The organism is Mesorhizobium sp. BHscii (assembly GCF_053848065.1).
In genome coordinates this window covers 96288-116557 of sequence record NZ_JBSPKW010000019.1, presented here as the reverse complement: position 1 = coordinate 116557, position 20270 = coordinate 96288, and the positions used below count along the sequence as shown (strand labels likewise).

Annotated in this window: 19 protein-coding genes; 15 read left to right on the top strand and 4 right to left on the bottom strand. The window is 61.8% G+C overall.

Annotated elements, in window-relative coordinates; genetic code table 11:
• The first annotated feature begins 119 nt into the window (after nt 1-119).
• The 6 genes from rpsM (at nt 120) to ACWTU7_RS23635 (ending at nt 5725) form a co-directional block, all read left to right on the top strand.
• On the top strand, nt 120-488 hold the full coding sequence (gene rpsM, locus ACWTU7_RS23660; protein WP_029352234.1) for a 30S ribosomal protein S13: 369 nt from the start codon (nt 120-122) through the stop codon (nt 486-488).
• Nucleotides 489-634: 146 nt separating this feature from the next.
• Entirely contained in the window at nt 635-1024 is a 390-nt protein-coding gene (gene rpsK, locus ACWTU7_RS23655; protein WP_023799279.1) for a 30S ribosomal protein S11, read from the top strand.
• Nucleotides 1025-1124: 100 nt separating this feature from the next.
• The gene (locus ACWTU7_RS23650; protein WP_023799278.1) at nt 1125-2135 is read left to right on the top strand and encodes a DNA-directed RNA polymerase subunit alpha; all 1011 of its coding nucleotides are present in this window, start codon (nt 1125-1127) and stop codon (nt 2133-2135) included.
• Nucleotides 2136-2251: 116 nt separating this feature from the next.
• Nucleotides 2252-2683, top strand: coding sequence for a 50S ribosomal protein L17 (gene rplQ / locus ACWTU7_RS23645; protein WP_023799277.1), 432 nt, complete (start codon nt 2252-2254; stop codon nt 2681-2683).
• Nucleotides 2684-2875: 192 nt separating this feature from the next.
• Entirely contained in the window at nt 2876-4363 is a 1488-nt protein-coding gene (locus ACWTU7_RS23640; RefSeq protein ID WP_455840472.1) for a DegQ family serine endoprotease, read from the top strand.
• 51 nt (nt 4364-4414) lie between these two features.
• Complete coding sequence (locus tag ACWTU7_RS23635; RefSeq protein ID WP_127315873.1) at nt 4415-5725, top strand: replication-associated recombination protein A; 1311 nt, start codon at nt 4415-4417, stop codon at nt 5723-5725.
• Nucleotides 5726-5732: 7 nt separating this feature from the next.
• On the opposite strand, the gene ACWTU7_RS23630 is transcribed toward ACWTU7_RS23635, so the two are convergent.
• On the bottom strand, nt 5733-6143 hold the full coding sequence (locus ACWTU7_RS23630; protein WP_455840473.1) for a cupin domain-containing protein: 411 nt from the start codon (nt 6141-6143) through the stop codon (nt 5733-5735).
• Between the two features lie 76 nt (nt 6144-6219).
• On the opposite strand from ACWTU7_RS23630, the gene ACWTU7_RS23625 reads away from it, so the two are divergent.
• From ACWTU7_RS23625 to ACWTU7_RS23600, 6 genes are all read left to right on the top strand, one after another.
• The gene (locus tag ACWTU7_RS23625; protein WP_455840474.1) at nt 6220-7137 is read left to right on the top strand and encodes a LysR family transcriptional regulator; all 918 of its coding nucleotides are present in this window, start codon (nt 6220-6222) and stop codon (nt 7135-7137) included.
• Nucleotides 7138-7320: 183 nt separating this feature from the next.
• The gene (crcB, locus tag ACWTU7_RS23620; RefSeq protein ID WP_455840475.1) at nt 7321-7698 is read left to right on the top strand and encodes a fluoride efflux transporter CrcB; all 378 of its coding nucleotides are present in this window, start codon (nt 7321-7323) and stop codon (nt 7696-7698) included.
• Nucleotides 7699-7830: 132 nt separating this feature from the next.
• Entirely contained in the window at nt 7831-8811 is a 981-nt protein-coding gene (locus ACWTU7_RS23615) for an RluA family pseudouridine synthase (protein WP_455840476.1), read from the top strand.
• 50 nt (nt 8812-8861) lie between these two features.
• Complete coding sequence (locus ACWTU7_RS23610) at nt 8862-9737, top strand: DMT family transporter (protein ID WP_455840548.1); 876 nt, start codon at nt 8862-8864, stop codon at nt 9735-9737.
• 11 nt (nt 9738-9748) lie between these two features.
• Nucleotides 9749-10540 carry an ATP12 family chaperone protein gene (locus ACWTU7_RS23605; RefSeq protein WP_455840549.1) on the top strand — a complete coding sequence of 264 codons (792 nt, stop codon included), beginning with the start codon at nt 9749-9751 and terminating at the stop codon, nt 10538-10540.
• 270 nt (nt 10541-10810) lie between these two features.
• A complete protein-coding gene (locus ACWTU7_RS23600) occupies nt 10811-12700 on the top strand; it encodes an MFS transporter (RefSeq protein ID WP_455840477.1) in 1890 nt (629 codons plus the stop codon).
• Nucleotides 12701-12786: 86 nt separating this feature from the next.
• Here the strand turns inward: ACWTU7_RS23600 and ACWTU7_RS23595 are convergent, their stop codons facing one another.
• Nucleotides 12787-12981: a DUF2735 domain-containing protein gene (locus ACWTU7_RS23595; protein WP_287339348.1), complete on the bottom strand. Its 195-nt coding sequence runs from the start codon at nt 12979-12981 to the stop codon at nt 12787-12789.
• Nucleotides 12982-13298: 317 nt separating this feature from the next.
• Between ACWTU7_RS23595 and ACWTU7_RS23590 the strand changes: the two genes are divergently transcribed.
• Nucleotides 13299-14339, top strand: a complete 1041-nt coding sequence (locus tag ACWTU7_RS23590; protein ID WP_455840478.1) for a glutamine synthetase beta-grasp domain-containing protein — start codon at nt 13299-13301, stop codon at nt 14337-14339.
• A gap of 169 nt (nt 14340-14508) precedes the next feature.
• On the opposite strand, the gene glnA is transcribed toward ACWTU7_RS23590, so the two are convergent.
• Together glnA and ACWTU7_RS23580 are read right to left on the bottom strand one after the other, a co-directional pair.
• Complete coding sequence (gene glnA, locus ACWTU7_RS23585) at nt 14509-15918, bottom strand: type I glutamate--ammonia ligase (RefSeq protein WP_455840479.1); 1410 nt, start codon at nt 15916-15918, stop codon at nt 14509-14511.
• A gap of 54 nt (nt 15919-15972) precedes the next feature.
• Nucleotides 15973-16311, bottom strand: a complete 339-nt coding sequence (locus ACWTU7_RS23580; RefSeq protein ID WP_006205430.1) for a P-II family nitrogen regulator — start codon at nt 16309-16311, stop codon at nt 15973-15975.
• Nucleotides 16312-16709: 398 nt separating this feature from the next.
• Between ACWTU7_RS23580 and ACWTU7_RS23575 the strand changes: the two genes are divergently transcribed.
• Complete coding sequence (locus ACWTU7_RS23575; protein WP_455840480.1) at nt 16710-18242, top strand: NAD(P)H-hydrate dehydratase; 1533 nt, start codon at nt 16710-16712, stop codon at nt 18240-18242.
• On the top strand, nt 18239-20242 hold the full coding sequence (locus ACWTU7_RS23570; protein WP_455840481.1) for a hypothetical protein: 2004 nt from the start codon (nt 18239-18241) through the stop codon (nt 20240-20242). The genes ACWTU7_RS23575 and ACWTU7_RS23570 overlap by 4 nt, the downstream gene beginning before the upstream one ends.
• Nucleotides 20243-20270 lie beyond the last annotated feature (28 nt).

Genomic DNA, 20270 nt, shown 5'->3' with positions numbered 1-20270 from the left:
GCCCGCAAGGGCAAGGCAGCCGCTTTGAACTGGAAACTCCCGCATGGGCCGGCCTCCACCGGACGCGGGGCAACTTTGATAGCGCCGGCTTGCCCGGCCCACATGGAGAAGAGAAGAACATGGCTCGTATAGCCGGCGTCAACATTCCGACCAACAAGCGCGTCGTCATTGCGCTTCAGTACATTCACGGCATTGGCAAGAACTTCGCCCAGGAGATCGTCGACAAGGTCGGCATCCCGGCCGAGCGCCGCGTCAACCAGCTGACCGACGCGGAAGTGCTGCAGATCCGCGAGACGATCGACCGCGACTATCAGGTCGAGGGCGATCTGCGCCGCGAAGTGTCGATGAACATCAAGCGGCTCATGGACCTCGGCTGCTATCGCGGCCTGCGTCATCGCCGCTCGCTGCCGGTTCGCGGCCAGCGCACGCATACTAATGCGCGCACCCGCAAGGGCCCGGCCAAGTCGATCGCCGGCAAGAAGAAGTAATTTAGGGGAATAAGGGAGTAGGGGAGTAAGGCAGTAGGGAACAGCCGCGCGTTTCCCTACTGCCTTACTGCCCTATTCCCCTACTCCCTTACGAAGGTGGAGCCGCTGGCATTACGGCGGTGTAGAGATCAACTGAAAGGACCATCATGGCCAAGGAAGCCACACGTGTTCGCCGTCGCGAACGCAAGAATATTTCGTCGGGCGTTGCCCACGTCAACTCGACCTTCAACAACACGATGATCACCATCACCGACGCGCAGGGCAATTCGATTGCCTGGTCGTCGGCGGGAGCCCAGGGCTTCAAGGGATCTCGCAAGTCGACCCCGTTCGCTGCCCAGATGGCTGCCGAGGACGTTGCCAAGAAGGCCCAGGAACACGGCATGCGCATGCTCGAGGTCGAAGTCTGTGGGCCCGGCTCCGGTCGTGAATCCGCGCTGCGCGCGCTGCAGGCAGCCGGATTTACCATCACCTCGATCCGTGATGTGACGCCGATCCCGCACAATGGCTGCCGCCCGCGCAAGAAGCGCCGCGTCTAAGAATTACTGAACGCCGCGCGAACGCCAGTAGCGTTCCTCCACGGCATTCCAGGTCGCCCGCCACGATTGGATGGTGGCGGGTCAACGGAAGGAAAGCATCATGATCCAGAAAAATTGGCAGGAACTGATCAAGCCGAACAAGATCGAGTTTTCGTCGAAGAAGAAGACGCTGACCACGCTGGTCGCCGAGCCGCTCGAGCGCGGCTTTGGTCTGACCCTCGGCAATGCGCTACGTCGCGTGCTTCTGTCTTCGCTGCGTGGCGCGGCAGTGACTGCCGTGCAGATCGACGGCGTTTTGCATGAATTCTCGTCCATCGCCGGCGTGCGCGAGGACGTGACCGATATCGTCTTGAACATCAAGGAAATCGCCATTCGCATGGAAGGTGACGGCCCCAAGCGCATGGTCGTGCGCAAGCAGGGACCGGGCGCTGTTCTCGCCGGCGACATCCAGACGGTCGGCGACGTCGAGATCCTCAATCCCGACCACGTCATCTGTACGCTGGACGAGGGCGCTGAAATCCGCATGGAGTTCACCGTCGATACCGGCAAGGGCTACGTTCCGGCCGACCGTAATCGTGCTGAAGACGCGCCGATCGGTCTCATCCCGGTCGACAGCCTCTACTCGCCGGTCAAAAAGGTCTCCTACAAGGTCGAGAACACCCGTGAGGGCCAGGTTCTCGACTATGACAAGCTGACCATGACGATCGACACCGACGGTTCGATCTCGGGCGAGGACGCGGTGGCTTTCGCTGCCCGCATCCTGCAGGACCAGCTTGGTCTGTTCGTCAATTTCGACGAGCCGCAGAAGGAAGTCGCCGCCGAGCAGGTGACCGAGCTTGCCTTCAACCCGGCGCTGCTCAAGAAGGTCGACGAGCTGGAGCTTTCGGTGCGTTCGGCCAACTGCCTGAAGAACGACAACATCGTCTATATCGGCGACCTGATCCAGAAGACCGAAGCCGAGATGCTCCGCACCCCGAACTTCGGCCGCAAGTCGCTGAACGAGATCAAGGAAGTCCTGGCGGCGATGGGCCTGCACCTCGGCATGGAAGTGCCGGATTGGCCGCCGGAAAACATCGAAGACCTCGCCAAGCGTTACGAAGATCAATACTAAGCATGGTCCCGAACCGAAGGTCAGCGCAGCAAAAAGTTGCAGACTTTTCGGACAAGATCATGCGGCTAACCAACTGAGGCTGTGGCCTCTTGAACCCGGAATGAAGGAGAAGAGCCATGCGCCACGGATTTAAAGGCCGCCGGTTCGCCCGCAGCATAAGCCATCGCAAGTCGATGTTTGCCAACCTTGCCGTATCGCTCATCGAGCATGAGCAGATCCTCACCACATTGCCGAAGGCGAAGGATCTGCGTCCGATCGTCGAAAAGCTGGTGACGCTCGGCAAGCGCGGCGATCTGCATGCCCGCCGTCAGGTGATTGCCCAGATCGGCAATGAAGGTGTCGTCAAGCGCCTGTTCGACACGATCGCGCCGCGCTACGCCACCCGCAATGGCGGCTATCTGCGCATCATGAAGGCGGGCTTCCGCCACGGTGACAATGCCGCCATGGCAGTCATCGAGTTCGTCGATCGCGACACCTCGGCGAAGGGCGCCGGCGACCGTGCCCGCATCGAGGCAGAAGGCACCGACGAGGAAGCCGCAGCCGCGTAAGCTTCGTTTTGCGTAAAGAGTTCAAAGGGGCCTGCGGGCCCCTTTTTGTATTCCGGAATGCGGCAGGGAACATTTGCGACCATTTCTTGGCTCAGCTCAGACCTTATCGCTCAAAATAATTCGATTTCATTGCCTTAGCCTTTCATTTTGCACAATCGTCGGGACAATGGCGCCCGACCCGGAGGATTCGGAATGCGCGTAAAGCGGCTGTCTCTTGTTCTACTCTGCGCCTTGATGGCGCTGGCAGTCGTGCCGGCGGCCAGGCAGGCGCTGGCTCAGGACACCAAGGCCGATCCAGGTCTGTCCGATGTGCTGACCGACATGCTGCGCGGCGCCGAAGGCGAAAATGCCACCTCCGGTCCAGACAAGCGCGTGCCGTTCGGCCGCGAGGAGATGCAACTGTCCTTCGCGCCGCTGGTCAAGCAGACGGCGCCGGCCGTGGTCAATGTCTATGCTTCGCAAACGGCCAAGTTGAGGTCGCCCTTCGACGGCGATCCTTTCTTCGAAGAGTTCTTCGGCCGTTCGCAGCCGCGTGCGCAGTCCTCGCTCGGCTCCGGCGTGCTGGTCGATCCGACAGGCATAGTGGTCACCAATTTCCACCTCATCAAAGACGCCGATCAGGTCAAGGTCGCCACCGCGGACGGGCGTGAATTCGACAGCAAGGTGCTGCTCAAGGACGAGACGCTTGACCTCGCCGTGCTCAAGATCTCCGCCGACAAGCCATTTCCGGTCGTCGCCATCGGCGATTCCGACGCGCTCGAGGTTGGCGACCTGTTGTTGGCCATCGGCAACCCTTTCGGTGTCGGCCAGACCACGACCAGCGGCATCGTTTCGGCGCTTGCCCGCAGCCACATCGGCGTTTCCGATTCCAGTTTCTTCATCCAGACCGACGCCGCGATCAATCCGGGCAATTCCGGCGGTGCGCTGATCAACATGGGTGGCCAACTGGTCGGCATCAACACGGCGATCTACAGCCGCAGCGGCGGCTCGATCGGCATCGGCTTTGCTATTCCCTCCAACATGGTTCGCGCGTTTGCCGATGCGGCCAAGGCCGGGCGCGACTTCTTCGAGCGGCCCTATATCGGCGCCGAATTCGAGCGCGTGACGCCGCAGATCGCCGAATCGCTCGGTCTGGAGACCCCGACCGGGGCGCTGGTTTCGACCGTCGAAGAAGCAGGGCCGGCGGCCACGGCGGGGCTCAAGCCCGGCGATGTCGTGCTGTCGCTCAACGGCACGCCGGTCGAGAGTATCGAGGCGCTGGATTACCGGATGGCGACGCTGTCGATCGGCACCAATGCCAGCTTCGGCGTCCTCAGCAAAGGCCAGCAAGCGACGATGGAGATTGCGCTGGAGCGCGCGCCGGAAGGTGCAAGACTCGCGGAAGTGACACTGCGCGGTCGCAGCCCGTTTTCCGGCGCCAAGGTTGCGGACCTGTCGCCTCGGCTCGCGCAGCGGCTCGGCATGCGCACAGATGTCAAGGGTGTTACCGTGGTCGACATCAATCGCGGTTCGCCTGCAGCCGGTTTCGGCTTCCAGCCGGGCGACATCGTTCGCGAGGTCAATGGCTTAACCATCGACACCGCCGCGACCCTGGAACAGGCAGCCATGGAAGAGACGCGCTGGTGGCGCTTTACCGTCGAGCGCGGCGGGCAGATACTGCGCCAGGTGTTGCGTTACTAAGCCCGAGCCTCGATCCTTCGGACGAGATCGCGCTCCAACGAAAAGAAGTGCATGGCCGATCTGTTCAGTGTCGATGAACCGGAAAAGGCGCCGCCCGGCAGGCCGCTGGCCGACCGACTGCGCCCGAAGAACCTCGGCGAGGTCGTTGGCCAGGAGCATCTGACCGGGCCTGACGGCGCACTGACGCGGCTGATCGGCTCGGGCTCGCTCGGCTCGATGATCTTCTGGGGGCCGCCCGGGACGGGCAAGACCACGGTCGCGCGGCTGCTTGCCGGCGAAACCAGCCTTGCCTTCCAACAGATATCGGCGGTGTTTTCCGGTGTCGCCGACCTGAAGAAAGTATTCGAGGCGGCAAAGCTGCGCCGCACCAACGGCCGTCAGACGCTGCTCTTCGTCGACGAGATTCATCGCTTCAACCGGGCCCAGCAGGACAGTTTTCTGCCTGTGATGGAAGACGGCACAGTCGTGCTGGTTGGCGCCACCACGGAGAACCCGTCCTTCGAGCTGAACGCGGCGCTTCTATCCCGCGCGCGCGTGCTGGTCTTCCATTCGCTCGGTGAGGACAGCATCGCAAAACTGCTGGTGCGTGCCGAGGAGACCGAGGGCAGGGCGCTGCCGCTCGACGATGAGGCGAGGGCGATGCTCATCCGCATGAGCGATGGCGATGGCCGCGCGGCGCTGACGCTGGCCGAAGAGGTCTGGCGCGCCGCCAAGTCAGGCGAGGTGTTCGGCGCCGAGGGCCTGCAGCGCATCGTCCAGCGCCGGGCGCCGATCTACGATAAGGGCCAGGACGGCCACTACAATCTGATATCGGCGCTGCATAAATCGGTGCGCGGCTCCGACCCGGACGCCGCCCTCTATTATCTCGCCCGCATGTTCGACGCCGGCGAGGATCCGCTCTATCTCGGCCGCCGGCTGGTGCGCATGGCGATGGAGGATATCGGACTGGCAGACCCGCAGGCGCTGGTCATCGCCAATGCCGCCAAGGATGCCTACGACTACCTGGGCTCGCCAGAGGGCGAGCTCGCCTTCGCCGAGGCCACCGTCTATCTCGCCAGCGCGCCCAAATCCAACGCCGTCTACACCGCCTTCAAGGCCGCCACTCAGGCGGCGAAGGAGTTCGGCTCGCTGCTGCCGCCCAAACACATCCTCAACGCGCCGACCAAGCTGATGAAAGAAGAAGATTACGGCGCCGGCTACCGTTACGACCACGACGAGCCGGACGCTTTTTCCGGACAGGATTATTTTCCGGAAAAGATGGGCCGCCGCACATTCTATGATCCTCCGGAGCGCGGTTTCGAGCGTGATATCAGGAAACGGCTCGACTATTGGGCGAAGCTGCGCGGTGAGCGGAACAAATAAGCTCGCTTCATTCGGCCGGATCGGCAAACGGCATGTTTGGATCACTGACATAGAACAGAATCATGCGCGCCGTCTGCCGCGGGTCCAGGTTCCGTCCGGTCATTTTGACCAGCGGCGGTTCGACAAAAATCTCTCCGGCTTTCACCGTGACCGCTTCACGCCCGTCCAGTTCCAGAGTGAAAGTACCCTCCAGCATGTAGACCGTTACCGGAAAGCGATGCGAATGATAGGGTGTGCAATCGCCGGGCTCGAGCGTGGCCAGAAGCACGCGTATTTCCTGGTCGGACGTTTTGGGCATTGCTGCGGTTGCTTCCCGGTGCAGCACCTGCAATTTGGCGGCGCCCGTTTCCCGCGCCGAGATGGTGACGCCGACCGTGAGGCCGGAGATCGCCGAACCGACTTCCGCCGTCTTGTGCATCGCCGTTCTCCATTTCACCAGGCTGAGCTTAGTACCGGTACTGTGCGAGCGGCAGCAGCAAGGTTGCGGAGCGAGCATGCAAGGATGCATAACATCGGCGATGTTCGACTGGAGCGACCTTCGCTATTTCCTGGCCGTCGCGCGCCATGGCAGCACACTTGCCGCCTCAAGGGCGCTCGGCGTGAATCAGTCGACGGTGCATCGGCGCATCGCCGAGCTTGAGCGGCGCATCGGCGGCCCGCTCATGTTGCGCTACCCCGCCGGTTACCGGTTGACGGAGTTCGGCGAGGCGCTGCTTCCGGCGGCCGAGGCCATCGAGACGTCCGTGATGGCACTCGAACGCCGGATCGTCGCCTATCGCAGCGACCTGGCTGGAACCATTCGGCTGACCGTTCCGGAACCACTCGTTTCACGCATTGTCGGTTCGACGCTGCTCGACATGTTTCATGCGCGCTACCCGGCATTGCGCATCGAATTTGTGATGAGCGACCGCTATCTCGATCTGTCCAAGGGGGAGGCCGACATCGCGCTCAGATCCGGTGAGCCCGCTGACGAAACCCTGATTGGCCGGAAGATCGCCGACTCCATCTGGGCTGTCTATGGCAGCCGCTCCTATGTCCAGCAACACGGCGCACCGCAACGTATCGAGGATGTTGGGCGTCATGCAATCGTCGGTTTTGACGGCATGCTGATCAATCACCGAGCGGCAAAGTGGCTCGCGGCGATAGCGCCAGGCGCCAATATCGCGGCGCGCAACAACAGCGTGCTGGGTGTCCTGCATGCCGTCAAATCGGGGATCGGCATTGCGCCGCTGCCGACAACGATCGCCGATATGGACGACGATCTGGTCCGGATCCTGCCGCCAGTGCCGGAACTGACAAGGGGTTGGTATCTGCTGACCCACCCAGAGCTTCGGCAAACTCCACGCATCCGCGCATTTTTCGATTTCGTCGTCGAAAAGCTGGACATGGTCCGCCCGATCCTGATGGGATGATGGACGACCTGCTCGACAGGCCTGCGCACGGATCTGCGGCGAAGCGTCCGAAGCGGTTGCGGTCTCCGCTCACACCACTGTGATGTGCAGGGTGGAGCGCATTCGACGATTTGTGCATCCGCCAACTCCGAGTGCACGCGGCAGGGATTGACCGAGAAGGCCCCGTAAGGGCAGTAGACGGCGATGATTGATCTCCTCCTCGTTGCCGCGGGCGGCGCTATTGGTGCGGGGCTGCGCCACGTCGCCAATTTCGTCGCGCTGCGTCTTGTCGGCCCGAGTTTTCCCTGGGGCACGATGGCGATCAACATTGTCGGCTCCTTTGCGATGGGTCTGTTCATCACGACCCTGGCGCGGCGCTACGGCGGATCCAACGAGCTTCGGCTGTTCGTCGCCACTGGCATTCTTGGCGGTTTCACCACCTTCTCCGCCTTTTCGCTCGATTTCGCGACGCTGTGGGAGCGTGGCGCGACGCTGCCGGCGTTCGGATATGCCCTTGCCAGCCTCATTGGCGCGATCATTGCGCTGTTTCTGGGCCTTTGGCTCGCAAGAAGCCTGCCTTAATGCTATTGCCCCCGCTTACATCGCCGCGTGTCCCTTAGGACGCGCAAAGGACGCTGTAGCATTTTGATTTTGCGCATGACCTTTCCGAAAAACGATTTCAGGTCATGCGCTGGAAACGGGTAAAACGAGACAATGGCAGGCGTAGAACAGATCACGGTGGAGGCCGGCGAGGCGGGCATGCGGCTCGATCGCTGGTTCAAGACCCATTTTCCGGGTCTCGGCTTCGGCCATCTGCAAAAGCTGCTGCGCTCCGGCCAGATCCGAGTCGATGGTGGCAGGGTGAAGGCTGATACCCGCGTCGAGCCGGGCCAGACGGTTCGGATCCCACCGCTCGAAGTGGACAAGAAGGGCGAGAGCCCGCTCACCGGTCACTCGATCCGCAATCAGGGCGACGCTGACGTTCTCGCCCAAATGCTGATCCATGAAGATCCGAAAGTCTTCGTCTTCAATAAGCCTGCAGGCCTTGCCGTTCAGGGTGGCTCGGGTGTCACCCGCAATGTCGACGACATGCTGGAAGCCTGGCGCAACCAGAAGGGCGAGAAACCGCGTCTGGTGCACCGGCTCGACCGCGACACGTCAGGCGTGCTGGTCGTCGCCCGCACCAGGCTCGCCGCCATGAAGCTTGCCGAGGCGTTCCGGGCGCGTGAGACCAAGAAGACCTATTGGGCGCTGGTCAAGGGCGTGCCGCCGAAGCGCGAGGACAAGATCTCGACCTGGCTGATCAAGGAGCCGACGCCCGACGGCGACCGCGTGCGCGTTGCCAAGCATGGCGAAAAGGGCGCGGACCACGCGGTGTCTTATTACCGGATCGTCGAACAGGCGGCGCAGACCCTGTCCTGGCTGGAAATGGAACCCTATACCGGCCGTACCCACCAGCTTCGCGTCCATGCCGCTCACATCGGCTGCCCGATCATCGGTGACCCCAAATATTTCGAGGCCGACACCAATTGGGATTTCCCCGGCGGCATGCAGAACCGCTTGCATCTGCACGCGCGCCGCATCGTCATCCCGCATCCCGACAAGGGGTTTATCGACGTTACCGCACCGATGCCGCCGCATATGCGCCAGAGCTGGAACCTGATCGGCTTCGACGACGCCAGCGCGGAGGACTAGGTCCAGTGGGTATTGCTACCGATACACTCGACCGCCGCGACAGGGTCGACATGGCGGCGGCCGCCATTATGGTTGGGCTGACCTTTTCCTGGGGGCTGAACTACGTCGCCGCCAAAATCTCCTATGCCGGCTACGATCCCGTTTTCCTGTCGATCGCACGGTCGGTCATTGGCGGGCTGTGCGTGCTCGTCTGGTGCCGCTGGCGCGGCATTGTGCTTTTTACCCGCGACGGAACGCTTGTCGCCGGCATTCTGGCGGGCGCGCTTTTTGGTCTCGAGTTCCTGTTTCTCTATGTCGGGCTCGAACAGACGACCGTGGCGCGCAACACCTTGCTGGTCAACACCATGCCGTTCTGGGTGCTGGTCGGCGGGCATTTCCTGCTGAACGAACGCATCACCGCGCGCCGGCTCGTCGGACTTCTGCTCGCATTCGCTGGATTGGTCGCGGTGTTCTCCGACCAGCTGAGCGCGGATAATGGTGCGACACTGACCGGTGATCTGCTCAGTCTCGGCGCTGGCATTCTCTGGGCCTTGACCTACATCGTCATTAAGCGGACGAAATTGGCGGAAACGAGCGCCGAGAAATTGCTGCTCTATCAACTGGCCGGCGCTGCCGTGGTCGGCGCCTTGGTGCTGCCTTTCGCCGGGCCGTCTGTCCGCGACTTCGCCGCTTTGCCGACCTTGGCCCTGCTTTTCCAGGCTGTCTACATCGTCGCCTTCACCTATGTGCTGTGGTTCTGGCTGCTCAGGCGCTATCCGGCATCGGGCCTGTCGAGCTTCACCTTCCTGTCGCCGGTGTTCGGCGTGCTGTGCGGCGCCATCTTCTTGAACGAGCCGCTGACCATTCGTATTTTCCTGGCACTCGGCCTCATCGCAGCCGGTCTGATCATTGTGAATCGGCCGGCCCGAAAACAGATCCCCGGATGAAAGGCTCCGGCATGCGCGATATTCTCAACGACCTCGAAGCGGGAAAGCAGCTTTCCGATCCGGATCCGGTGCGCCGTGCCCAGATCCAGATGAAGACGCACCTGCCGAAACGCTTCTACAAAGCCGTCTCGGTCGTATCGGCCGAAGCTGGTTTCGCCGTTCATCTCGATGGCAAGCCGGTCCGCACGCCGGGCAAGGCGCTGCTGGTCCTGCCGACCGAAAAAGCCGCTGCTCTGGTCGCCGACGAGTTCGCTGCGCAAGGTGAGACCATTGACCCGGTGACGATGCCGGTCATGCGTCTGGCCAATACGGCCATCGACGGTGTCGCCAGTGACCCGCAAGCGGTGCTGGAGGACATCCTGCGCTTCGCCTCGTCCGACCTGCTCTGCTATCGCGCCGACGCCCCGCAGGGGCTGGTCGACCGGCAGAACGAATATTGGGATCCCATCATCGATTGGGCGCGGAGCGCGCTCGGCGCCCGGTTTCACCTCGCCGAGGGGGTGATCCATGTCGAGCAGCCGCGCGAGAGCATCGCAGTGCTCGGTGTTCATCTTGCCCAGCGTGCCGACCCGCTACGGCTGGCGGCCATCCACGTGATGACATCGCTGACGGGGTCGGCCCTGCTGGCGCTGGCCGTCGATTTCGGCGAGATCCACGGCGAGGCAGCCTGGGCCGCCGGCCATGTCGACGAGGACTGGCAGGCCGAGCACTGGGGCCATGACGCGGAGGCCGTCGCTCGCCGTGCCCACCGCAAGCGCGATTTCGTGGCGGCCGTCGGTCTTCTCGAGGCGCTCAAAGCCTAATCGCAACGCCGCCCGCGTTGCACGTTAGGGCGACATGCGTCCAGTTGGACGCACAAAGTACGCTCTAACACTTTGAATCAATGCATCGGCCCGAAGATCGATTCCGATCTTCGGGCCGATGCATTGGACCAAAGTCATAATCCCAAAGGCGGGCTGCCTCTGGGCGGCGCTTTCTGTCATTTCTCGCGGCGATTGCTGTCCGAGTTCGTGTCCAGAGGCACGACACGGCGCAGCATCAACTACAGCGAGATGTCACGGGAGGACGAATTCATGGCAATGGCAGCGACCGCCGGCAGAGCAAGCCGCGGCATGACGCGGGAAGAGAAGAAAGTCATCTTCGCTTCCTCGCTCGGCACCGTTTTCGAATGGTACGATTTCTATCTCTACGGCGCATTGGCGGCCGCGATCGGCTCGACATTCTTCAACTCGTATCCGGAAGCGACGCGCAACATCTTTACGCTGCTGGTTTTCGCCGCCGGCTTCCTCGTGCGCCCGTTCGGCGCGCTGGTGTTTGGCCGCATCGGCGATCTCGTTGGTCGCAAATACACCTTTCTCGTCACCATCCTGATCATGGGCCTGTCGACTTTCCTGGTCGGCCTGCTGCCCGGTTCGGCAAGCTGGGGAATTGCAGCGCCCATTATCCTGATTGCGCTGCGCATGCTGCAGGGCCTGGCGCTCGGCGGTGAATATGGCGGTGCGGCGACCTATGTGGCCGAGCATGCGCCCGACGACCGTCGCGGCTTCTATACATCGTGGATCCAGACGACGGCGACGCTCGGGCTGTTCCTGTCGCTGGTCGTCATCCTTATCGTGCAGAATTCGCTAAGCAAGGAGGATTTCGCGGATTGGGGCTGGCGCATTCCGTTCCTGCTCTCAGCGATCCTGCTCGGCATTTCGGTCTGGATTCGCCTGTCGCTCGCCGAATCGCCGACATTCCAGCGCATGAAGGACGAAGGTAAGGGTTCCAAGGCGCCGCTGACGGAAGCATTCGGCCAATGGAAAAATGCCAAGATCGCCATTCTGGCGCTTCTCGGCCTTACTGCCGGCCAGGCCGTAGTCTGGTACAATGGCCAATTCTACGCGCTGTTCTTCCTGCAGAACGTGCTCAAGGTCGACGGCCAGTCGGTCAACATCATGATCGCCATCGCGTTGGCGCTCGGCACGATCTTCTTCGTCGTGTTTGGCTGGCTCTCCGACAAGATCGGCCGCAAGCCGATCATCATGGCGGGCCTGGCGCTGGCGATCGTCACCACCTTCCCGCTGTTCAAGGCGCTGACCTGGGCAGCCAATCCGGCGCTCGCCACCGCGCAGCAAAACACCCGTGCGACGATTACCGCTGCGCCTGGCGACTGCAAATTCCAGTTCAATCCGACCGGAACGCGCAAGCCTCTGACGTCGTGCGATATTGCGACGGACTTCCTTGCCAAGAGCTCGGTGCCCTATGACATCGTCACGACAGCGACACCGGGGACTGCGGCCAGTGTCAAGATCGGCACCGCAAATGTGGCGTCCTATGACGCCGTGGCAGCCGCAGACAACGCAACTTCAAGTGACGCCGCGTTTAAAACGGCAATCAACATTGCGTTGCGGGACGGCGGCTATCCGCTGAAGCGTGCTGCGGCCAAGGTCGCCGACCAGAAGCTTGACGCCTTCGTCGCGGCCAATCCGGAACTGAAGCTTGACGCCGCCGCAATCCGCGCCGGCGACAAGATGACGGTTGCGGCCGACCAGGCGATCAAGGACAAGCTGCTGACGGCCGATGAGGCCGCGGCGGGAGCGCCCGAAATCACCGTCTACAGCGTCCCGGGAGCAGGCGCCTTTGCGATGTTTGCCGACCCTGAACAGGTCAGCTGGGCAAAGGTTATCGGCATCCTGTTCATCCTGGTGCTTTACGTGACCATGGTCTACGGACCGATCGCTGCGATCCTGGTCGAGATGTTCCCGACACGCATCCGCTATACCGGCATGTCGTTGCCCTATCACATCGGCAATGGCTGGTTCGGCGGCCTGCTGCCAGCAACGGTGTTCGCGCTCAGCGCCTATAAGGGTGATATTTATTATGGCCTCTGGTATCCGGTGGTGATCGCGGCGATGTCGCTGATCATCGGTATGATCTTCGTCAGGGATACGCTGGGAACGAACTTGCACGCCAAGACCTGATCTTGGCTTGATAGCAAAAATGAAAAGCCCGGCGCGAGTGATCGCGCCGGGTTTTGCAATTCGTCAGAAGCGGTGGGAGGGAAGGGTTAGCTCTTCCTGTCCTGTTTCGCTTCCTCGATGGCCGCTTCGTGATACCAACCGCTTCCGAAATCCGTACGGTTGCGCAATGAGGCAAGTTCTGCCGCGAACTTAGCCTTTCCGCTTAAATTTGAGGCAGAGGCGCGCGCCGCCACCGGGAACATCAGGATTTTGGCCGACTGACGGGTAGGAGTGATTTCCATTGTCGGTCTCCTTTCTTCTGCAGAGCCTTGCCGATTCAATCTTGCCCGAAGATAGGTTCTGCAATCGAGTTAGGCAATATGATTACAAAAAGATCAGTGTCTGCCTATTATTTATACAAAACATGCTTGTGATTGTTCCGGACGCATTGCGGTGACGGCACGACGAATTTGTCGGGATTCGACGTCAGTTTTGTCGCATCCTTCGCTGGTGAGAATGGCACACGAATTGCTTTTTAGTAATCCGGCAGGTCGGCTGCAGGGTGGCTGGCACGCCGGCGCCGTCCAGGGTTCGGTGATCAAAGCAACGAGAGGCTAGAATGACGAAATACAAGCTCGAGTACATTTGGCTCGATGGATACACCCCGGTTCCCAACCTTCGCGGAAAGACGCAGATCAAGGAATATGCCGAGTTCCCGACGCTCGACCAGCTTCCGTTGTGGGGCTTCGACGGTTCTTCGACGATGCAGGCTGAAGGCCACAGCTCCGACTGCGTACTGAAGCCGGTCGCCATCTATCCGGATCCCGCGCGCACCAATGGCGTGCTCGTCATGTGCGAAGTGATGATGCCGGACGGCGTGACGCCGCATGTTTCCAACAAGCGCGCCACCATCCTCGATGACGAGGGCGCCTGGTTCGGCTTCGAGCAGGAGTATTTCTTCTACAAGGATGGCCGCCCGCTCGGCTTCCCCGAAAGCGGTTACCCGGCGCCGCAAGGCCCGTACTACACCGGCGTTGGCTATTCGAACGTCGGCTCCGTCGCCAGGCAGATCGTCGAGGAGCACCTCGACCTCTGCCTTGCCGCCGGCATCAACCACGAAGGCATCAACGCCGAGGTCGCCAAGGGCCAGTGGGAATTCCAGATTTTCGGCAAGGGCTCCAAGAAGGCCGCCGACCAGATGTGGATGGCCCGCTACCTGATGCAGCGCCTCACCGAGAAATACGGGATCGACATCGAATACCACTGCAAGCCGCTCGGCGACACCGACTGGAACGGTTCCGGCATGCACGCCAACTTCTCGACCGCCTATATGCGCGAAGTCGGCGGCAAGGACTATTTCGAGGCGCTGATGGCTGCCTTCGACAAAAACCTGATGGATCACATCGCCGTCTACGGGCCGGACAACGACAAGCGTTTGACCGGCAAGCATGAGACCGCGCCATGGAACAGGTTCAGCTATGGCATCGCCGACCGCGGCGCCTCGATCCGAGTGCCGCATTCTTTCATCAACAATGGCTATAAGGGTTATCTCGAGGATCGCCGCCCGAACTCGCAGGGCGACCCCTACCAGATCGCCTCGCAAATCCTGAAGACGATCGCCTCCGTCCCGGCCAGCGCAGAGGTTTCGGCTGCCGCTTGAGCATGCGTTCACGGCGTAGACCTGAGTGTCTGCGCCGTGTCTCGCTCTCGTCGCGTCGGCGTTTTGCCAAGGGCGACTACACCAACTGCTCGATTTGTATTCTCCATCCCAAACAAAAAACCCCGCCGGATCGCTCCGGCGGGGTTTTGTTGTCCTTTAGCCGATCCGGTCAGACCGAATAATACATGTCGTATTCGACCGGATGCGGGGTCATTTCGAAGCGCATCACTTCGGCCATCTTGAGCTCGATGTAGCTGTCGATCTGGTCGTCGTCGAAGACGCCGCCGGCCTTCAGGAAGCCGCGGTCCCTGTCGAGGTTCTGCAGCGCCTCGCGCAGCGAGCCGCAGACGGTCGGGATCTTCTTCAGTTCCTTCGGCGGCAGGTCGTAGAGATCCTTGTCCATCGGCTGTCCCGGATGGATCTTGTTCTTGATGCCGTCCAGGCCGGCCATCAGCATGGCGGCAAAGGCGAGATAGGGGTTCGCGCCCGGATCGGGGAAGCGGACCTCGACGCGCTTGGACTTCGGCGACGAGCCGAATGGTATGCGGCAGGAGGCAGAGCGGTTGCGGGCCGAATAGGCGAGCAGCACCGGCGCTTCATAGCCCGGCACCAGGCGCTTGTAGGAATTGGTCAGCGGGTTGGTGAAGGCGTTGATCGCCTTGGCGTGCTTGATGACGCCGCCGATGTAAAACAGGCAGCTCTCCGAGAGACCGGCATATTCATTGCCGGCGAAGGTCGGCTTGCCCTCCTTCCAGATCGACTGGTGGACATGCATGCCCGAACCATTGTCTCCGAAGACCGGCTTCGGCATGAAGGTGGCCGTCTTGCCGTAGGCGTTAGCAACCTGATGCACGACATACTTGTAGATAAGCATCTTGTCGGCGTTGCGGACCAGCGTGTCGAACTTGATGCCGAGTTCGTGCTGGGCGGCGGCCACTTCGTGGTGGTGCTTTTCGACACGCACGCCCATTTCGGCGAGCACGGTCAGCATTTCAGAGCGCATGTCCTGCGCCGAGTCGATCGGCGGCACCGGGAAATAGCCGCCCTTGATGCGCGGGCGGTGGCCGAGATTGCCGGTCTCGTAGTCGGTGTCGTCGTTGGACGGCAATTCGGTGGAGTCGAGCTTGAAGCCAGTGTTGTACGGATCGGCCTTGTACTTGACGTCGTCGAACACGAAGAACTCGGCTTCCGGGCCGACGAAGATCTGATCGCCGATGCCTTCCGCCTTCATGTAGGCTTCTGCCTTCTTGGCGGTGCCGCGCGGGTCGCGGTTGTAGGATTCTCCGGAGATCGGATCGAGGATGTCGCACAGGATAACCATGGTCGACTGTGCGAAGAACGGATCCATATGCACTGTCTCGGTATCGGGCATCAGCACCATGTCGGACTCGTTGATCGCCTTCCAGCCGGCGATGGAAGATCCGTCGAACATGACGCCGTCGGCAAACATGTCTTCCTCGACCTCAACGACATCCATCGTCACGTGCTGCAGCTTGCCCTTCGGATCGGTGAAGCGCAGGTCAACGAATTTCACGTCGTTGTCCTTGATCTGCTTCATGATGTCTTTGGCTGTCGTCATGTCATGTTTCCCTGTGTGATGACGTTTCGAGGAGATGATCTGAAATCAGAAAGCTCAGACCGCGTCCATCCCTGTTTCCCCGGTGCGGATGCGTACAACTTCCTCGATGTTGGAGACGAAGATCTTGCCGTCGCCGATGCGGCCGGTCTGGGCGGCCTTGCGGATGGCTTCGATCGCGCCTTCGACCGCGTCGTCGCCGAGCACGACCTCGATTTTCACCTTGGGCAGAAAATCCACGACATATTCAGCGCCGCGATAGAGTTCGGTATGGCCCTTCTGGCGGCCAAAACCCTTGGCTTCCGTAACGGTGATGCCTTGCAGCCCGGCCTCCTGAAGCGCTTCTTTCACTTCGTCTAGTTTGAACGGCTTGATGATCGCTTCGATCTTTTTCATGTAAAAAGTGGCCTCCACTGCCAAAAAGACGGGTTGTGAGCCCCGCTTGCGCCTCCTTCAAGCACGAACTGTGCCAATTTGAGGGGATTCGAAGCGGTATCACGCGATTTCGATGCCATGCCGCGTTGGGGGATAAATTCGCGTCATTCGCCGTGTTGGATGCGTCATGGATACTGGGAACCTACACATTGTCGGCGCTTCCGTCCGCACAATAATTGGGCAGACAGAGCATTTCGCGAGCATTTGTGCTTCGAAGAAGCCATTGTCCCTAACGATGTGCTTATAGATCGTGCCCTCTCATCACCGTTTGCTTCGAACCGAAAACTGGACAATGTTTGACCACAGGGATCGGGGTTTGACCACAGGGATCGGGCTTGAGCCAATGCGGATCGGCATCCATGAACAATGAAATTTTGTCTCCGGCCGAAATGGCTGAGGCCGACTGGTTGACGATTTCCGCCGGACCACTCAACGGCATTGGCCTGATGCGCAATGCAGGTGCCGCGGTCGCTGCGGTGGTGCTCGCCCGTTTTCCGGCTGCCAGACGCGTACACGTACTGTGCGGGCCCGGGAACAATGGCGGCGACGGATATGTCGTCGCCCGCATTCTTCAGGACAGCGCCGTCGACGTCTTGATGTGGGCATCCGGCTTCCCCAAAGCCGGCAGCGACGCGGCGCTCGCCGCTTCGGAATGCCCGGTCAGGCCTCGGCCACTGTCGGAATTTGCCGCCGAGGCAGGAGCGATCCTGGTCGACGCGCTCTATGGGGCAGGGCTGTCCAAGCCGCTGTCCGGCGATGCCGCCAAGGCGGTCGAGGTCGCGACAGAGCTGAACCTGCCTGTCGTTGCGGTCGATCTGCCCTCAGGTGTGTCAGGCGAGAGCGGCCAGGTTCTCGGCCAGGCATTCCACGCCCGGATCACGGTGACGTTTGCGCGAAAAAAGCCCGGCCATCTGCTGTTGCCTGGGCGCGAGATGTGCGGCGAGTTGGTGCTTGCCGATATCGGCATCGGCGACGGGATCGTTGCGCAGCTTGAACCGCGAACCTTTGAGAACACCCCGCCGCTTTGGATAGGGAATTTCCCGGTTCCGACCGTCGACGCCCATAAATACAAGCGCGGCCATGTCGGTGTCTTTTCCGGTGGGCCGAATGCGACGGGCGCCGCACGGCTGTCGGCGCTGGCCGGGGCGAGAAGCGGGGCAGGGGCGGTGACCGTACTCGCGCCCGCGAACGCCATGCACGTGAACGCCGCGCATCTGACCTCGATCATGCTGCACAAGAGTGACAGCGTTGCGGACGTACAGGCATTCATCGGCAGCCGCCGGCCGTCGGTCTTCGTCCTCGGCCCCGGATTTGGCGTCGGCGAAAAGACACGGGATTTTGCCCTTGGCGTGCTGGCCAACAGGCAGCGGCAAGACGGCAGGGTCGACGGGCTGGTGCTCGATGCCGATGGCATCACTTCGTTTCGCGATGCGCCGAACGCTTTGTTCGACGCCGCCCGTCGTTCGAACGCGCCGACGCTGGTGCTGACGCCGCATGAGGGCGAATTCGCCAGGATATTTACGGACATCGCCGGGGACAAGAATCTGTCCAAGCTGGCCAAGGCGCGCACTGCCGCCGAGCGCGCCGGCGCCATCGTCGTCTACAAGGGCGCGGACACGGTGATCGCGGCATCCGATGGCAGAGCAGCGATCAATGGCAATGGCGCGCCATGGCTGGCCACCGCCGGTTCGGGCGACGTGCTGTCGGGCATCATCGCCGGCTTCCTGGCGCAAGGCATGCCGGCTTTCGAAGCCGCCTGTGCGGCGGTCTGGATTCATGCCGAGGCCGGCAGCCGTTTCGGACCAGGGCTGATCGCCGAAGACCTGCCGCTGGCGCTGGTGCCGGTGCTGCGCGAGCTTGCCGAATGTCGCAACGAGGTGACTGCTCGATGAACCGCGGGTTTGCGCTGTTTGCCGCAGTCTTCGTCGCCGTTTTCCTGGCGCACACCGCGCACGCCGAAGGTCCCGTGACCATCGTCGACGATCCGGCCGTGCTCGCCGCCCTCGACGCTAGAGGTTTTGGCTTCGACGATATTTTCGGCGTCGATGGCAAGGGTGACCTGAGGACGCTCTATGACAAGGCGCCGGCCTATCACCAGATCGTCGAAACGATTGCGAACGACGTCGCCGCGCTGCGGGCAGAGATGAAGGCTGGCGGGCGGCCGCTCTATGAAGTCACCGACGGCAATGTCGGCCGCGTCATGGACATGCGCTGGCTGAAGACCGACGCCGCGCGCTTCCGGCTGGTCGGTGTCGTCAATAGGCTCGATCGGCGTGATTTCGCCGAAATACGAGGCGACGGGCGCTGCGGCGAGGTGCGTTTTATCTACCGCCTTGCCTACAGCTTCAAGAAAAACGGCAGGGTTCTGGCCTCGCGCCTGCCGTTCAACTTCAATGCCATCTACAGCGCCGCGCCGGACGCCGACGGCGGCTGCGTCGGCGTTGCCGGGCGCTGGACGCCGCAGCTCGACGAGACCGTCGATACCGGCTGGCTCATCGGCGGGCCGCTGGAGAAGGCCGGACTGAGCTTCAAGCAGCTCGAGCTCAACGCCCAGGTGGTGCGCTTTCCCTCCGGCCAGGAGACCGAATTCGGCGGGCAGGCCGCCTATCTCATGCGGATTTTTGGCATCGATGGAGAGACGGTCAGCGAAAAGTCGCTGGAAAACACGCCCGACGCGGCGCGGCTTGCCGACGACGCCGCGCTGAAAGCAAAACTCGCCGACTATATCAGCGCCAATCTCGCGGCGGTCGATCTCGGCGTCTACGAAATCCCGCATGAATTCTTGGCGAAGAAGGTCATCTCGTGGTCGACTTTCGGCAGCGCAAGGCAGGCCAATCACCCGTTCACGCCGCTATTCCAGCCCGCGGATTTTTCTGGGCTCGACTATTCCGCGCTGAAGCTGGTGCGCACGCCGGAAGCGCTGGTCGAGCGGCTCGACAATGGCGCCTGCCAGGGTTGTCATCAAGCTGGTTCGACCGCTGGTTTCCATTTCATCGGCCTCGATGACAAGACGACCTCGCCGCTGAACCGCATCGAGGTCGGTATCTCGCCGCATCTTCATGCCGAGATGCCGCGACGCGAGGCATGGCTGCGCGCGACCGCAGAGGGCAAGGAGCCGAACCGATTCCGCCCATTGTCCTTCGCGCCGCCGGCTGCATGGAAGGACGCGGACGAGGTCGCCTATCTGCCGGCCGAGGTGGCGATGCCGTGTCTGATGCCGGAGGATGCGGCCGGCTTCGGCACGACCTGGCAATGCGACGGCGGCACCATCTGCACGGCGCTGGCGACTGCATCCGGCGTGCGGACGAAGCAGGCGCAATGCTTGTTGCCCAAGGACAGCGAAAAGATGTTTTCCGGCCATCCATGTCTGACCGGCTCGATCACCAGCAACCCGGGGCAGCCTTTCAATGACCGCTACAGCATATCAGGCCAGTTCGCGGCCTTCGCGACCGACATTTCGCGCGCCGCCTACACCTGCCGGCCGCCGAAGATCGGCGTGCCGGCCGGCATTGCCTATCGCGGCTGCGACGACAAGGATCGTGCCTTTGCCGCCTTCAAGCCGGGCAAGCCGATGCCGAACGAGATCTGCGGGCTGGTTGGCGGGAAAAAATTCGACATTTGCGTGGCGACCAACAATTTCGACCAGTGCCTAGGCGGCGCGGTCAACCGCGGCAACCGGCCGGCCTGCTCGGCCGATCATTTCTGCCGTGAGGATTATATGTGCCAGTCGCTACCGCCCGATACGCCTGGTATCGGCAGGGTGAAAGGTATCGGCTTCTGCTCGCCGACCTATTTTATCTTCCAGATGCGCATCGACAATCATGCCACGCCGTGGTCGGGCGCCGTCCGCGCGACGATGGGCGCGGGGTTCGGCGCGGCGGAAGCGGAGTGACCGGTAGCTCGTCGCAAAAATCCAAATG

Coding starts and splice junctions, on each gene's coding strand:
- rpsM (WP_029352234.1), top strand. CDS start 120: ATGGCTCGTATAGCCGGCGTCAACATTCCGACCAACAAGCGCGTCGTC.
- rpsK (WP_023799279.1), top strand. CDS start 635: ATGGCCAAGGAAGCCACACGTGTTCGCCGTCGCGAACGCAAGAATATT.
- ACWTU7_RS23650 (WP_023799278.1), top strand. CDS start 1,125: ATGATCCAGAAAAATTGGCAGGAACTGATCAAGCCGAACAAGATCGAG.
- rplQ (WP_023799277.1), top strand. CDS start 2,252: ATGCGCCACGGATTTAAAGGCCGCCGGTTCGCCCGCAGCATAAGCCAT.
- ACWTU7_RS23640 (WP_455840472.1), top strand. CDS start 2,876: ATGCGCGTAAAGCGGCTGTCTCTTGTTCTACTCTGCGCCTTGATGGCG.
- ACWTU7_RS23635 (WP_127315873.1), top strand. CDS start 4,415: ATGGCCGATCTGTTCAGTGTCGATGAACCGGAAAAGGCGCCGCCCGGC.
- ACWTU7_RS23630 (WP_455840473.1), bottom strand. CDS start 6,143: ATGCACAAGACGGCGGAAGTCGGTTCGGCGATCTCCGGCCTCACGGTC.
- ACWTU7_RS23625 (WP_455840474.1), top strand. CDS start 6,220: ATGCAAGGATGCATAACATCGGCGATGTTCGACTGGAGCGACCTTCGC.
- crcB (WP_455840475.1), top strand. CDS start 7,321: ATGATTGATCTCCTCCTCGTTGCCGCGGGCGGCGCTATTGGTGCGGGG.
- ACWTU7_RS23615 (WP_455840476.1), top strand. CDS start 7,831: ATGGCAGGCGTAGAACAGATCACGGTGGAGGCCGGCGAGGCGGGCATG.
- ACWTU7_RS23610 (WP_455840548.1), top strand. CDS start 8,862: ATGGCGGCGGCCGCCATTATGGTTGGGCTGACCTTTTCCTGGGGGCTG.
- ACWTU7_RS23605 (WP_455840549.1), top strand. CDS start 9,749: ATGCGCGATATTCTCAACGACCTCGAAGCGGGAAAGCAGCTTTCCGAT.
- ACWTU7_RS23600 (WP_455840477.1), top strand. CDS start 10,811: ATGGCAATGGCAGCGACCGCCGGCAGAGCAAGCCGCGGCATGACGCGG.
- ACWTU7_RS23595 (WP_287339348.1), bottom strand. CDS start 12,981: ATGGAAATCACTCCTACCCGTCAGTCGGCCAAAATCCTGATGTTCCCG.
- ACWTU7_RS23590 (WP_455840478.1), top strand. CDS start 13,299: ATGACGAAATACAAGCTCGAGTACATTTGGCTCGATGGATACACCCCG.
- glnA (WP_455840479.1), bottom strand. CDS start 15,918: ATGACGACAGCCAAAGACATCATGAAGCAGATCAAGGACAACGACGTG.
- ACWTU7_RS23580 (WP_006205430.1), bottom strand. CDS start 16,311: ATGAAAAAGATCGAAGCGATCATCAAGCCGTTCAAACTAGACGAAGTG.
- ACWTU7_RS23575 (WP_455840480.1), top strand. CDS start 16,710: ATGAACAATGAAATTTTGTCTCCGGCCGAAATGGCTGAGGCCGACTGG.
- ACWTU7_RS23570 (WP_455840481.1), top strand. CDS start 18,239: ATGAACCGCGGGTTTGCGCTGTTTGCCGCAGTCTTCGTCGCCGTTTTC.